Origin of the sequence: Pseudomonas sp. JUb42 (assembly GCF_024807945.1) — a bacterium.
Taxonomy (GTDB): Bacteria; Pseudomonadota; Gammaproteobacteria; order Pseudomonadales; family Pseudomonadaceae; genus Aquipseudomonas.
Genome location: NZ_JANUFD010000003.1, coordinates 1 through 14,027, shown reverse-complemented (window position 1 = coordinate 14,027; position 14,027 = coordinate 1). Strand labels below are relative to the sequence as shown.

Annotated in this window: 13 protein-coding genes and 2 pseudogenes; 3 read left to right on the top strand and 12 right to left on the bottom strand. The window is 59.3% G+C overall.

The genetic code is table 11. The features are described from left to right. Nucleotides 1-33: 33 nt before the first annotated feature. Nucleotides 34-609: pseudogene (locus M2401_RS06560) on the bottom strand (DUF6396 domain-containing protein); the annotation flags it as partial. Nucleotides 610-773: 164 nt separating this feature from the next. Between M2401_RS06560 and M2401_RS06555 the strand changes: the two are divergent. After that, a complete protein-coding gene (locus M2401_RS06555) occupies nucleotides 774-1,157 on the top strand; it encodes a helicase (RefSeq protein ID WP_259101661.1) in 384 nt (127 codons plus the stop codon). A gap of 3 nt (nucleotides 1,158-1,160) precedes the next feature. Here the strand turns inward: M2401_RS06555 and M2401_RS06550 are convergent, their stop codons facing one another. The 10 genes from M2401_RS06550 to M2401_RS06505 all read right to left on the bottom strand — a co-directional run bounded on the left by M2401_RS06550 (nucleotide 1,161) and on the right by M2401_RS06505 (nucleotide 10,997). Beyond that, nucleotides 1,161-3,119, bottom strand: coding sequence for a DUF4105 domain-containing protein (locus M2401_RS06550; RefSeq protein ID WP_259100874.1), 1,959 nt, complete (start codon nucleotides 3,117-3,119; stop codon nucleotides 1,161-1,163). Beyond that, on the bottom strand, nucleotides 3,116-3,439 hold the full coding sequence (locus M2401_RS06545; RefSeq protein ID WP_259100871.1) for a DUF2388 domain-containing protein: 324 nt from the start codon (nucleotides 3,437-3,439) through the stop codon (nucleotides 3,116-3,118). The genes M2401_RS06550 and M2401_RS06545 overlap by 4 nt, the downstream gene beginning before the upstream one ends. Before the next feature lie 36 nt (nucleotides 3,440-3,475). After that, nucleotides 3,476-3,781, bottom strand: coding sequence for a DUF2388 domain-containing protein (locus tag M2401_RS06540; protein WP_259100869.1), 306 nt, complete (start codon nucleotides 3,779-3,781; stop codon nucleotides 3,476-3,478). Nucleotides 3,782-3,866: 85 nt separating this feature from the next. Further along, nucleotides 3,867-4,184, bottom strand: a complete 318-nt coding sequence (locus M2401_RS06535; RefSeq protein WP_259100867.1) for a DUF2388 domain-containing protein — start codon at nucleotides 4,182-4,184, stop codon at nucleotides 3,867-3,869. Nucleotides 4,185-4,555: 371 nt separating this feature from the next. Then, nucleotides 4,556-4,771, bottom strand: a complete 216-nt coding sequence (locus M2401_RS06530; RefSeq protein ID WP_259100865.1) for a DUF1127 domain-containing protein — start codon at nucleotides 4,769-4,771, stop codon at nucleotides 4,556-4,558. Between the two features lie 319 nt (nucleotides 4,772-5,090). After that, nucleotides 5,091-6,584 carry an acetyl-CoA hydrolase/transferase family protein gene (locus tag M2401_RS06525; protein WP_259100863.1) on the bottom strand — a complete coding sequence of 498 codons (1,494 nt, stop codon included), beginning with the start codon at nucleotides 6,582-6,584 and terminating at the stop codon, nucleotides 5,091-5,093. Nucleotides 6,585-6,766: 182 nt separating this feature from the next. Further along, nucleotides 6,767-8,221, bottom strand: coding sequence for an NAD(P)(+) transhydrogenase (Re/Si-specific) subunit beta (locus tag M2401_RS06520; protein ID WP_259100861.1), 1,455 nt, complete (start codon nucleotides 8,219-8,221; stop codon nucleotides 6,767-6,769). Continuing rightward, nucleotides 8,221-8,541: an NAD(P) transhydrogenase subunit alpha gene (locus M2401_RS06515; protein WP_259100859.1), complete on the bottom strand. Its 321-nt coding sequence runs from the start codon at nucleotides 8,539-8,541 to the stop codon at nucleotides 8,221-8,223. The genes M2401_RS06520 and M2401_RS06515 overlap by 1 nt, the downstream gene beginning before the upstream one ends. Before the next feature lie 11 nt (nucleotides 8,542-8,552). Then, entirely contained in the window at nucleotides 8,553-9,665 is a 1,113-nt protein-coding gene (locus M2401_RS06510; RefSeq protein WP_259100857.1) for a Re/Si-specific NAD(P)(+) transhydrogenase subunit alpha, read from the bottom strand. A 429-nt stretch (nucleotides 9,666-10,094) separates the two neighbouring features. After that, entirely contained in the window at nucleotides 10,095-10,997 is a 903-nt protein-coding gene (locus M2401_RS06505) for a LysR family transcriptional regulator (protein WP_259100855.1), read from the bottom strand. Between the two features lie 166 nt (nucleotides 10,998-11,163). On the opposite strand from M2401_RS06505, the gene M2401_RS06500 reads away from it, so the two are divergent. Then, complete coding sequence (locus M2401_RS06500; RefSeq protein WP_259100854.1) at nucleotides 11,164-12,345, top strand: acyl-CoA dehydrogenase; 1,182 nt, start codon at nucleotides 11,164-11,166, stop codon at nucleotides 12,343-12,345. A 10-nt stretch (nucleotides 12,346-12,355) separates the two neighbouring features. Beyond that, entirely contained in the window at nucleotides 12,356-13,561 is a 1,206-nt protein-coding gene (locus M2401_RS06495) for a CaiB/BaiF CoA-transferase family protein (RefSeq protein ID WP_259100852.1), read from the top strand. Between the two features lie 202 nt (nucleotides 13,562-13,763). Here M2401_RS06495 and M2401_RS06490 read toward each other — a convergent pair. After that, nucleotides 13,764-14,027: pseudogene (locus tag M2401_RS06490) on the bottom strand (hypothetical protein); the annotation flags it as partial.

Here is a 14,027-nt window from a genome sequence, read left to right as displayed (position 1 = left end):
CACTCATTAATGCCAAGCCAGGATGACGAGTCATCACGCCAGCCTCCACGTTACGTGTTGCTCGCCCTGAGTCACTTTTTTGGGCAGTGGCCAAATGCGTGACAGGCTGCGGCTTATGCAGTGAGTGGGCAGGATATCGCCCTGGTTGAAATGGCGGACAACGTTCTGCTGATCCATCGAGCACTCCCAGCCATACAGCACGACCGTCCAGTAACCGGTCTGCGGACAGGCCTGGCCGCTGTAAGTGTAAGGGGTGGAGAGATGGGCCTGATTGAACCCTGGCGAGCCGGGCATGGGTTTGCCGGTGGCTGGGTCGAGCACCTTCGCCTTGGCCAACTGGTTGATCAGCGCTTCGCCGAGTTTTTCCGGTGGGATATTGGCCAGCCGGGCTTCCAGCCATTGCAGCTTGCCGTCCCATTCGGGCAGTGGAGCGGGCGGGAGAGGGACGATGTCGTTGATTTCGGGGGCGGTGGGGTTGGCGTAGGAATAGTTGGCCAGAATTCGCCAGATTTTCTCGTAGCGTTGAGCGCGTTCTGGGTCTTCTTGTTGGCCTGGGTAATGCAGCGTATTGGACGGGGAAGGATTACGAAAACCCTTGCTCAAAAAGGATTTACACTCGTTGCGTCTTCGCATTTTAGTGACTGATCAGTCATTAAAATGCAGGTATTTGCAGCGAAAATGTCCACTTTGTTGCTGAAACCTCAATCTTGAATCGCTACACTGCCGGGCAGTTCGATGCCGTCGAAATAATGATCCCCGTTGAGGCCGTACGCATGAAGTTTCGTTTTTTACTCTGGATGCTTGGCCTGTTGATGGCGCGCGCCAGCCGCAACAATCCGGCGTTTCAGCAACAGCTGGCTGGCAAGGAACTGACCTTTCAGTTGCAGACCCTCGACGGCAAGGTAGCGCGGCATTTCATCGTCAGTGGCCAGCGTATTCGCAGCGCAGCGGGCGTCGTGGCGGAGCCGGGCTTTGCCATTGCCTTCAAAGACGCCGCTTACGGCTTTGCCACCCTGCAGGCGAAAAACAAGCAACTGGCGTTCATGCAGGGCATTCAGGACAAGGATATCCAGATCAAGGGCAACCCCGGTCTGGTGATCTGGTTCCAGGGCCTGACCAAGTACCTCAAGCCGCGCAAGCCGAAAAAGGCCAGCTGAGGCTTAAAGCTGCAAGCCCCCGGAAGCCTTATGCAGCGCCCGCAAGTGTTCGCCGATCTGCTTGAGGTTGGCTTCACTGGCGGCAATTTCCGCTGCGCGCTGAGGCTCAAGCAGGGCGCGCACTTCCTTGTCCAGGTCGCCACTCAAGCGTTGCAGCTGTTGCTGGCGCTGACTGCTTTCCTGTTCCAGGCGTTGCCATTCCCCGGCCTGGGGCAGGCCGTAGCCACCGCTGTCGAGCAGTTCTGCCGGGCGACTGAGAAAGCCGCTGCTGGCAAGAATCTGTTGCAGCGTGCCGGTGGCCTTGGAAACGCTGCCATCCTTCTGTTCCCGGGCGCTGAGATAACGCTGTTTGACCTCATCCTGAGCCAGCAACAGCTGCCTGCGCAGGCCTGCCTGTTCCAACAGCAGCATCGCCGCACTGGTGCGCAGATCGGCCTTGGCAAACCATGGCGCCCGCTCGCTGGCCGGTAGCGACAGCCAGTCTTCGACGGTGGTCTGCTTGACCGGCATGTACTTCTTCAAGACCTCGAACATCGCCTGATAGCGGTCGCGATACGAGTCGAAACGGTAACCCAGGCGCAGCGCCTCGCGCGGGTCGTCCAACACGCTGGTGTCGGCCATGCCGCGGCCCTTGAGCACTTCCAGCAGGCCGTTGGGCAGGATGCTGTCCAGATCGGCCAGTTTCGGGTTGTGGGTGCCGCTGCGCAGCAGCTTGAGGTTTTCCACCGCGCAGTTGTTCGACAGGAAGTAGTAGTTGCCGTCGTAGCTCCAGTGCATCTCCGCCGCGTGCTGGACCAGCCCCTCGATTTCAGTGCGCGACAGCTTCAGCGGCACCGAAGCCAGGCTGCGCAATTCGGTCTTGGTGTATTCATCGATCACTTGCGCCAGAGGCAGCACGAACAGCCGTGACGGATAAGCGCCCATCAGGCCATCCCAACTGGATAGCTGCACATCGCCGACGAAGGCGCGGTAGGACAGCACCAGATGCTGATCCAGATCCAGGCGGCAGTCCGGGCCGCGCGGTCGCCCCGGCTTGCAGATCACCAGGCGCAGCATGCTGTGGCCCCAGCGGCTGACCCAGTTCTGATTGGCTTCGGCCAGCAGGTAGTCGATGGCATAGACGCGTTCCGGATCAAGCTTGCCCAAGGGCTGTCGGCCGAAGTCGCTACCGGCGTTCAGGTAAGGCAGGAACGACGGGCATTCGTCCTTTTTCGCTGGAGCCCAGCCGAAGTGCGCCTTGTAATAGCCGTAAAGAGCAGGGCGCCGGCAGGCGTAGGCCGGGTCGAGGAGGAAGTACTCCATATTGACCGCGACGAACTCCAGCGGGCTGGTGGTTTCGTAGATATCCGGGCTGCGGGCGACCTGATGATTGAATTCCTCGCGCTCGCCGCGGCGGCCGACGTATTGCGGCCAGCCAGCCAGATCCAGCAGGCGCGGGTCGTCACTGAGGGTGAAGCGGCGATCGGTCTGGCCCCGGCAATCCTGGGGCAGGCCGATCTTGCCTAGCGTGTTGCCCTGGCGCTGGCATTTCAGGATCAGCGAGCGCTCGTCGTCGGACCACAGGCGCGAGCGGTCATAGATGTGAGTCAGCTCGTGCAATACGGTGGCCAGCAACTCTTCGCGCACGGTGCCGTGGGGACGATGGGTCTGGGTGGTTGCCGCGCTGCCGTCAACCAGGGAGGGCAGCAGGCGACGATTCAATTGCAGGCGGTAAGGGCCGACGGCCTCGCCATAGGCGTTGGCCTGCATATCGGCGTCCCAGCGTACCTCGACCTTGCGGTCCAGCTGTTGTACGAAGCTGGGGGGCAGGGCGAGCAGCGCCTGGTCGAGCAGTATCTGGCTGGCTTTTTGTTCTTCGACGCTGAGCCCGTCGCTCATGAGCGACAGACTCAGGCTGGCCCAGGCCTGGCCGCCAAAGAGCGACAAGGCCGCAGCCAGTAGCCAGACGCCGAGATACTTCACAGAGCGAGGATGGCTTCTGCGAGATCCTGATCGCTGGCAGTGCGGGCTTCCGGCAGGCGGGTGCGCAAGGTGTCGAAGGCGGCATCCAGTTGTGCGCCATGGATATCACCACCACTGGCGACGTAGCTGGCGGCATCGTCCTTGGCCTGCAGGACGACCTTGGAGTCGCGCACCGAGGTCGTGGTGTCCGAGGTGAAATCAATGCTGCGGCCAAAGGCCCTGACAACAATATTACTGGTGGCTTTGACGGTCTGGGCCTCTGCCACGCCAGCCAGCAACAGCAGGCCAAGGGTGGTGGCAGCGATCAACGGAATGCGCATGAAACGTCTCCAGGATGCACGAGATACAAAAAGTGACTATTGGACGAGGATTGCCTGCGCCAGTTCAAGGTCGCTGGCATGAAGATTTTGCAATCTTTGGCGTAGCTGAGTCAGGGCTGACTCCAGCTGTGCTCCTCGCAGTTGGCCATCAGTGGCGACGAACGCTGCTGCATCATCCTGGGCGGCAAGTATGAGCTTCTTGTCGAAAGGCCCGGTCGTCACCTGGCTGGTGGCATAGCCGATGATGACCAGCCCTTGTGTCGTTGCATCGAATGCCCAGGCCTGGGCGCTGAACAGCAGGCCGGCGGTGCTTGCGAGAAACGAGAGAGGCAATAAACGCATGGGCTTTCTAACGCTGCGAAACGAGCCGCAAGGCTAGCGCAATGCCCGGGCCAGAGCCAGCCCGGACACAAATTGTCATCTGGCGTCAGATCGTCAGGATCGCCTGGGCCAGTTGGGCATCGCTGGCTTGCAGCTGAGGCAGGGTTGCGCGGATGTGCTGGAAGGCATTTTCCAGCTGTACGCCACGGATCTCACCGGCGCTGGCAACGAAGCTGGCGGCATCGTCGCGGGCGGCGCGCACGATCTTGTCGTCGTGGAACGAGGAGGACACGTCAGAGGTGGCGTTGGTCGAAGCGTCAAAGGCGCCGACCAGGGCATCGGTGGTGGCCAGGAAGCTGGTGGCGTTCGCGCTGGTGGCGAGAACCAGAAGGGTTGCAGCGCCCAGCAGGCGGAGGCGGTTCATGGGTGAACTCCATCAGATGAGGATAGGTACAGTTGAACAAAATGGCGATCTGTACAGATTGCATAGGCAGATCGGCTGCAAGCCTAACACGGGCCAGTGGGAGCGAGGCTTGCCCGCGAATTGGACTTCAGGGTTTTTCGCTCATGCCGCGTTGTCGTTCTTCGCGGGCAAGCCTCGCTCCCACGGTTAAAACAGTTCTTACGATATATTCAAATTGAATGATCTGTACTGTTTTCTCGCAGTTGCCTCCATCCCGCAAAAAACCGCTCCCAAAACGACAAAACCCGTCAGCAGTCACCTGCGACGGGTTTTGTTTGCACAATTCGGGTTGCTGGTGAGTGACCCTTGGGTCAGAACCAGCGAGCGCTAAATCAGCGCCAGAACGGCTTGCTCAGCTCTTCGTAACGCTGCGATTCGCTGATACCGGCGTCAGCCAGCAGACGTGCATCCAGACGAGCCAGTTGATGGCGGCTGGAGAGACGACGCTGCCAGAGCATCAGGTTAGCGAAAGCGCGCAGAGGCCATGCAGCCTGGGCTTGTGGAGCGGTGTTGTCGTAGAACATGTCGGAACTGATTGTGCGTTCCATGGTGCTTCTTCCTTCCGCTTGTGGCGGGATTAGATAGTGATTTAACTGGTGCCCATATTCCTCCTCTTTGCCTAGTCTCTACAGACACAGTTCAACTGTATTGTGAGGGTTCAGTTAACTGTATAACGGCACTGTTTTGTTCGGAAATGGGGCAACTGTACTGGTAGGCACTGAATTGGTGCATTTTGTGCTCGAAAACAGTGAAAACTCCGATTTAGACCCCAAAAACCACCGGTACAGAAGTACAGTTTTCTCCAGTAGCCAGAACACAATTAAAAAAAGGGCCACGAAAATCGTGGCCCTTAGCCAACTGTTGCTTTTAGCGTGGCAGCATCTGGCCGGTTTCTTCCAGGTTGAAGTGCCAACTGAGTGCGTCGCGCAGTACGTGCGGAGTGTGTCCACCCTTGGCGCAGGCAGCAGTGAAGTAGGCGTTGAGCGCCTCGCGGTAATCCGGGTGCACACAGTTGTCGATAATCACCCGGGCGCGCTCACGGGGCGCCAGGCCGCGCAGGTCGGCCAGGCCCTGTTCGGTGACGAGGATGTCGACATCATGCTCGGTATGGTCCACGTGGCTGACCATGGGCACGACGCTGGAGATGGCGCCGCCCTTGGCGATGGACTTGGTGACGAAGATCGCCAGATGCGCGTTGCGCGCGAAGTCGCCGGAGCCGCCGATGCCATTCATCATCCGCGTGCCGCAAACGTGAGTAGAGTTGACGTTGCCGTACAGGTCGAATTCCAGCGCGGTGTTGATGCCGATGATACCCAGACGGCGGATCACTTCCGGGTGGTTGGAGATTTCCTGCGGGCGCAGCACCAGGCGCGACTTGTAGCGGCCGAAGTCAGCGAACACCTCGTCGTGCTTGGCGGCCGACAGGGTCATGGAGCTGCCGGAGGCGAAGCTCAGTTTGCCTGCGTCGAACAGGTCGAAGGTCGAGTCCTGCAACACTTCCGAATACATGGTCATGTCGTGGAACGGCGAGTCGAGCAAGCCATGCATCACCGCGTTGGCGATGGTGCCGATGCCGGCCTGCAGCGGCATCAACTGGTTGGTCAGGCGATCCTCGCGCACTTCCTTTTTGAAGAACTCCACCAGGTGATTGGCAATGGCCTGGGTTTCATCGTCCGGCGGCAGGATCGTCGAATTGGAGTCCGGTTGGTTGCTGATGACGATACCGACGATTTTTGCCGGGTCGATCTTCACCGCTGTGCTGCCGATGCGCGAGTCGGCCTTGAGTACCGGAATCGGCAGGCGGGTCGGGCGGTAGCTGGGGATATAGATGTCGTGCAGGCCTTCCAGCTCCAGTGGCTGTGCAAGGTTGATCTCGACAATCACCTGCTTGGCGAGGATGGCGAAGCTGGCTGAGTTACCGACCGAGGTACTCAGTACCAGATGGCCTTCGTCCGTGATCGCCACGCACTCGATCACGGCCAGGTCGACAGCCTTGATCTGACGATTGCGCAGCTGCTCAACGGTATCGGACAGATGCTGGTCAATGAACATCACGCTGCCATCGTTGATGGCCTTGCGCAGGGTGCTGTCGACCTGGAACGGCATGCGCCGGGACAGTACGCCCGATTCGGTCAGTTGCTTGTCCAGGTCGTTGCCCAGGCTGGCGCCGGTCATCAGGCTGATTTTCAGAGGATGCAGCCTGGCTCTTTCGGCCAATGCATGGGGTACTGCTTTGGCTTCGCCAGCGCGGGTGAAGCCGCTCATGCCGACGGTCATGCCGTCTTCGATCAGGGCGGCGGCGTCGGCCGCACTCATGATCTTGCTCATGAGCGAAGGCAAGCGAATACGATCACGGTACATGGGGATATCTCGGAAGGTGAAAGCGAGGGCTCAGTCTAGAGTTTTGGATTTATTTCGTCCCGCTACCAAGGTCGCATTTGGAGGCTCTAATTAGCGGCTTTCAGAGCAAAACACTATTGCGCGGAATGTAAAAAGCCCCAGCCGGATCACCGCGCTGGGGCTTCTTTCAAAGCGTGTGGAGACTATGCGTTATCGACCGCCTTCACCATGTCCTCGATCACCTTTTTGGCGTCTCCGAACACCATCATGGTCTTGTCGAGGTAGAACAGTTCGTTATCCAGGCCGGCATAACCACTGGCCATGGAGCGCTTGTTGACGATGATGGTCTTCGCCTTGAAGGCTTCGAGGATCGGCATCCCGGCAATCGGCGACTTGGGATCGTTCTTCGCCGCCGGGTTGACCACGTCGTTGGCGCCCAATACCAGCACCACGTCGGCCTGACCGAATTCGGAGTTGATATCCTCCATCTCGAACACCTGGTCGTAGGGTACTTCGGCCTCGGCCAGCAGCACGTTCATGTGCCCCGGCATACGCCCGGCGACCGGGTGAATGGCGTACTTCACGGTGACGCCGTGATGGGTCAGCTTCTCGGTCAGCTCTTTAAGCGCATGCTGCGCCCGTGCTACCGCCAGGCCATAACCCGGCACGATGATCACGGTATCGGCGTTGGTCAGCAGGAAGGTCGCGTCGTCAGCGGAACCGGATTTGACCGGGCGGGCTTCTTGCGAGCCAGCCGGCCCTGCCGCGTCCGTCGCACCGCCAAAGCCGCCGCCGATCACGTTGAAGAACGAGCGGTTCATCGCCTTGCACATGATGTAGGACAGGATCGCGCCCGAAGAGCCCACCAGGGAACCGGCGATGATCAGCATCGAGTTGTTCAGCGAGAAGCCGATACCCGCCGCCGCCCAGCCCGAATAACTGTTGAGCATCGACACCACCACCGGCATGTCGGCCCCGCCGATCGGGATGATCAGCAGTACACCGATGACGAAGGCCAGGGCCAGCATGATGGCGAAGGCGTTGAGGCTGCCTGTGAACATGAAGGTCAGGCCGAAAAACAAGGTAGCCAGACCAAGGATCAGGTTCAGTTTGTGTTGCCCTGCGAACTGTACTGGTGCGCCCTGGAACAGGCGGAATTTGTACTTGCCCGACAGTTTGCCGAATGCGATCACGGAGCCGGAGAAGGTCACTGCGCCAATCGCCGCGCCAAGGAACAATTCCAGACGGTTACCGGCCGGAATGGCATCGCCGAGGTTCTTGACGATATTCAGCGACTGCGGCTCGACCACGGCAGCAATGGCAATGAACACCGCTGCCAGACCGATCATGCTGTGCATGAAGGCGACCAGTTCCGGCATCTTGGTCATTTCCACACGCTTGGCCATGATCGAGCCAGCCGTACCACCGACCAACAAGCCGATGAGGATGTAGCCGATGCCGGCACTGGTGCCTTCCACAGTCGACAGCGCTGCCAGCTTGAACACCAGACCGATGGTGGTGACCACGGCCAGGCCCATGCCGAGCATGCCGAACAGGTTGCCGCGCCGCGACGTCGTCGGGTGCGACAGGCCCTTGAGTGCCTGGATAAAGCAGATAGCCGAAACCAGGTACAACAGGGTGACGAGGTTCATGCTCATTATTTGGCCGCCTCTTCTTTTGCTTTGGGGGCTTTCTTCTTGAACATTTCCAACATGCGCCGGGTGACCAAAAAGCCACCGAACACGTTAACGGCTGCCAAGGCCACGGCCAGGGTGCCCATGGTCTTGCCCAGAGGCGTAACGGTCAGGGCCGCAGCCAGCATGGCGCCGACGATGACAATGGCGGAGATCGCGTTGGTCACGGCCATCAGTGGGGTGTGCAAGGCGGGCGTAACGTTCCAGACCACGTGGTAGCCGACATAAATGGCCAACACGAAGATGATCAGGTTATAGACCCCGGGGGAGATGAGCTCTTCCATTATTTTTATCCTCAGCCGTTCTTGCGGATGACTTGGCCGTCGCGGCACATCAGGCACGCGGCGACGATGTCGTCCTCGAGGTTGATCTCGAACTGGCCTTCCTTGGTGAAGACCAGCTTCAGGAAGTCCAGCAGGTTGCGGGCGTACAGCGCCGAAGCATCGGCCGCGACCATTGCCGGCAGGTTGGTATGTCCGACGATGGTCACGCCATTCTCGACCACTACCTGATCAGCCACGGTCAGCGGGCAGTTGCCGCCTTGGGCGGCGGCCAGGTCGATGACCACGGAGCCGGGTTTCATCTGCGCAACGGTCTCGGCACTCAGCAGTACCGGCGCCTTGCGGCCTGGAATCAGGGCGGTGGTGATGATGATGTCCGACTGTTTGGCGCGCTCGTGTACGGCCACTGCCTGGCGCTGCATCCAGCTGGCAGGCATTGGCCGGGCATAGCCGCCGACACCCACTGCGCATTCACGTTCTTCGTCGGTCTCGTAAGGCACGTCGATGAACTTGGCGCCGAGGGACTCGATCTGCTCCTTGACCGCCGGGCGGACGTCGGACGCCTCGACCACGGCGCCCAGGCGCTTGGCTGTGGCAATGGCCTGCAAACCGGCAACGCCGGCGCCGAGTACCAGTACGCGGGCAGCCTTAACGGTACCGGCAGCGGTCATCAGCATGGGCATGAAGCGTGGGTAATGATGAGCGCCCAGCAAGACCGCCTTGTATCCGGCGATGTTGGCTTGCGAGGACAGTACATCGAGGCTCTGCGCGCGGGATGTGCGCGGTGCGGCTTCAAGGGCGAATGCGGTTATGCCGCGCTCGGCCATCTTTGCCAGCCCCTCGTTATTGAATGGATTGAGCATGCCGATCACAACTGTGCCGTTGTTGATCTGTGCCAGTTCGGTGTCGCTGGGGGCTGCGACCTTGAGGATCAGCTCGGCGCGAAACGCATCACCGATACTGGCGCCCGCGGCTTCATAGGCACTATCGGTAATGCTTGCGCCGATGCCGGCTCCGCTCTGTACCGTGACCCGATGGCCTTGGCCGACCAGTTTCTTAATGGTTTCCGGGGTTGCAGCAACCCGCGACTCACCTATGTGGGTTTCGAGAGGGACACCGATGTGCACGTTGAATCTCCTGCGCGATCTTCTTGTCTTTATTGAATAGACCATGGCCACGAAGCAGTGGGCGTCCGTGGCGGCCGATCAGCACGACCCCGCGTATTCAGGGCGGGGCGCGGCATTTTGCAGGCGATAACAGGGGGCTTCAATAGGTTCTGTAAGGAGGTTTTAATTTAACTACATATTTCCCTGCGACCGATTGTCGCCCATGTTCGCTACAGGCCTTTATATTCAAGGCTTGCAGCGAATAGGTAGGCGAAACATGTTTTTTTGTAATTTCTGCGCCGAATAAGCCACGTGAATCCTGAAGGCGTCGAATCATATGGCTTGCAGCGGGATTTCCAGTGGTTTTTACGCTTGTCTATACAGTGTCCTACAGGCGACAAATAGTTATATCTGTAGGCGTTTTGCTATATCCACTACATTCGTGGGTCTTTAGCGCGACGGCAGTTCGTAGGCGTGGGATTGCTCGATCAGCCAGTCGCGAAACGCCCGCAGCGACGCGGACTCGACCTTGCGCTCCGGAATCATCAGGTAGTAAGCCTTGGGGCTGGAAAGGGCATGGGGGTTGGCGACCACCAGGCGCTTCTCCGCCAGCTCGCGCTGAATCAGGAAGGGCGGGATCAGGGCGATGCCCATTTCGTGCATGGCGGCCTGGGCCAGCATCGAGAACAACTCATAGCGCGGGCCGGTCATGTCCCTGGGTACGTTCAAGTTCCTGTCGTTGAACCACTGGCGCCACGCATAAGGGCGGGTGGTCTGTTGCAGCAACGGTAGTTCGGCGATCTGTTCGGCGCTCAATTGTTGTTGATTGCCGATCAGCGCCGGGCTGCATACCGGCAGCGGGTTCTCGCTCATCAGGCGATGGGCTGCTGTACCGGACCAATCGGCATCGCCAAAGTAAATGGCGGCATCAAAGTTGGTATCGGCGAACAGGAAGGGGCGAGTGCGGTTAGTCAGATTGACCGTCACCTCCGGATGGCGCTGTTGGAAGTCCTTGAGCCGGGGCAGTAGCCATTGCGTGCCGAAGGTCGGCACCAGGGCGAGTTCGATGACATTGGCGCCCTGCTGGCCCATCACTGACAGGGTGTCGCGTTCTACGGCGTCAAGCTGCTGTGCCACGCGGCGGCTGTAGGAAAGCCCTGCTTCGGTCAGCTTCACCCCGCGCTTGGAGCGTCGGAACAGTTCTACATTGAGGAACTCCTCAAGGCTGCCGATCTGCCGGCAAATGGCGCTCTGGGTCAGGGAAAGCTCTTGGGCGGCCTTGGTAAAACTCTCGTGGCGGGCGGCGGCTTCGAAGCTGATCAGGGCGGCGGTACTGGGGATTTTGCGGCGCATGTACGCGGACCTCACTAATACGTGGCCATTTGGGTCATTACAGGTCCACGGAGTGAGAAATTAGCACAAGACTATGCGAAATCCTCGTTTGTCGAAGGTACATGGCGGGTCTAGGATCAAGGCACTCAACTTTTCCTTACTGCGTTCCCTGACCAAGGAGTGACTCATGGCTGCCAAGGCAAGCTTCAACTGGATCGACCCGCTGTTGCTCGATCAACAGCTCACTGAAGAAGAGCGCATGGTTCGCGACAGCGCCGAACAGTTCGCCCAGGACAAGCTGGCTCCGCGCGTGCTTGAAGCCTTCCGTCATGAGCGCACCGACCCGGCAATCTTCCGCGAGATGGGTGAAATCGGCCTATTGGGCGCGACCATTCCTGAAATCTACGGTGGCAGCGGCCTGAACTACGTCTGCTATGGCCTGATCGCCCGTGAGGTCGAGCGTGTCGACTCCGGCTATCGCTCCATGATGAGCGTGCAGTCCTCGCTGGTCATGGTGCCGATCAACGAATTCGGTACTGAAGCGCAGAAGCAGAAGTACCTGCCCAAACTGGCCTCCGGTGAATGGATCGGCTGTTTCGGCCTGACTGAGCCTAACCACGGCTCCGATCCGGGCGCGATGATCACTCGGGCGAAGAAAGTCGAAGGCGGCTATCGCCTGTCGGGCAGCAAGATGTGGATCACCAACAGCCCGATCGCTGACGTCTTCGTGGTCTGGGGCAAGGATGATGCGGGTGATATTCGCGGCTTCGTTCTGGAAAAGGGCTGGGCGGGTCTGAGTGCTCCGGCTATCCACGGCAAGGTCGGCCTGCGGGCATCGATCACCGGCGAGATCGTCATGGATAACGTCTTTGTGCCGGAAGAGAACATATTCCCGGATGTGCGTGGTCTGAAAGGCCCGTTCACCTGCCTGAACTCGGCGCGCTATGGCATCTCCTGGGGCGCCCTGGGTGCGGCGGAATTCTGTTGGCACACCGCGCGGCAATACACCCTGGATCGTCAGCAGTTCGGTCGCCCCCTGGCCGCCAACCAGCTGATCCAGAAGAAGCTGGCCGATATGCAGACCGAGATCACCCTGGCCCTGCAAGGTTGCCTGCGTCTGGGGCGGATGAAGGATGAAGGCACGGCGGCAGTGGAGATCACTTCGATCATGAAGCGCAATTCCTGCGGTAAGTCTCTGGATATCGCCCGTATGGCCCGCGACATGCTCGGGGGTAACGGCATCTCTGACGAGTTCGGTATCGCCCGCCATCTGGTCAACCTTGAAGTGGTCAATACCTATGAAGGTACCCACGATGTTCATGCCTTGATCCTTGGGCGTGCGCAGACCGGTATTCAGGCCTTCTATTAAGGAGAGAGTCATGGGCGCGCTTTCTCATCTACGGGTGCTGGACTTGTCCCGGGTACTGGCCGGTCCTTGGTCGGGGCAAATCCTTGCTGACCTTGGCGCCGACGTGATCAAGATCGAGCGCCCGGGTAATGGTGACGACACCCGTGCCTGGGGGCCGCCCTTCCTCAAGGACACCAACGAGGCGGCTTATTACCTGTCGGCCAATCGCAACAAGCAATCGGTGACCATCGACTTCACTCAGCCTGAAGGGCAAAGGCTGGTGCGGGAGTTGGCGGCCAAGTCCGACATTCTTATAGAAAACTTCAAGGTTGGCGGGCTGGCGGCTTATGGCCTGGACTACGAGTCACTGAAGGCGATCAATCCGCAGCTTATATATTGTTCGATCACCGGCTTCGGCCAGTTCGGGCCTTATGCCAAGCGCGCCGGTTATGACTTCATGATTCAGGGGCTGGGCGGGCTGATGAGCCTGACCGGTCGCCCGGAGGGTGAAGAGGGTGCGGGGCCGGTGAAAGTGGGCGTGGCGCTGACCGATATTCTTACCGGGCTGTATTCGACCACGGCCATTCTTGCCGCACTGGCTCATCGCGAGCAAGGCGGCTCCGGGCAGCATATCGATATGGCATTGCTGGATGTGCAGGTGGCCTGCCTGGCCAACCAGGCGATGAACTACCTCACTACGGGTGTGGCGCCGCGTCGCTTGGGTAATGCCCATCCTAATATAGTGCCGTATCAGGACTTTCCGACCGCAGATGGCGATTTCATCCTGACGGTGGGCAACGACAGCCAGTTCAGGCGGTTTGCCGAAGTGGCCGGCCAGCCGCAGTGGGCGGATGATCCGCGCTTCCTTACTAATAAGCTGCGAGTAGCCAATCGTGCGCAGCTGATCCCGCTGATTCGCCAGGCGACTGTGTTCAAGACCACGGCGCAGTGGGTCACTGAGCTTGAGGGCGCCGGTGTGCCTTGCGGGCCGATCAATGACCTGGCCCAGGTATTCGCCGATCCACAGGTGTTGGCGCGGGGCCTGGCCGTGACCATGCCTCATTCACTAGCCGGGAGCTTGCCGCAGGTGGCGAGCCCTATTCGTCTTTCCGAGACCCCCGTCGAGTACCGTATGGCTCCTCCTCTATTAGGGGAGCATACCCAGGGGGTGCTGCAGCGGGTACTGGGGTTGGAGGAAGGGGATGTCATGAGGTTGCGTGAGGCAGGGGTGTTATAGAAGCAGCTGCAAGCAGGTGTTCCCGGCCTTTCTTGCAGTTCGTAGCTTGCAGCTCGCAACTTTTTGAAGCTTTCTGAAATAACCTCTTGACGCCCCTCAGAATCTATCTATAATTCGCCCCACTTCCGGCGCAGACGAAACGGAAAACTTCTTGATAATCAAGCAGTTAACCGAAGTAAGCAGTGAGGAAGGGTTTCGGTTTTCAAGGTGGATTCGGAAGCGGTGAAAAAGGTGGTTGACAGCAGATTGTAACGCTGTAGAATTCGCCTCCCGCTAACGTGAGACGCCAAGTCAAACGAAGCGCAAGTGGTTGAAGTTGCAAAGGAAACTTTGAAAACTTCTTAAAATAACCGCTTGACAGATACAGAGGGCGCTGTAGAATGCGCGCCTCGGTTGAGACGAAAGAATCAACCCACCGCTCTTTAACAACTGAATCAAGCAATTCGTGTGGGTGCTTGCGCTGTAA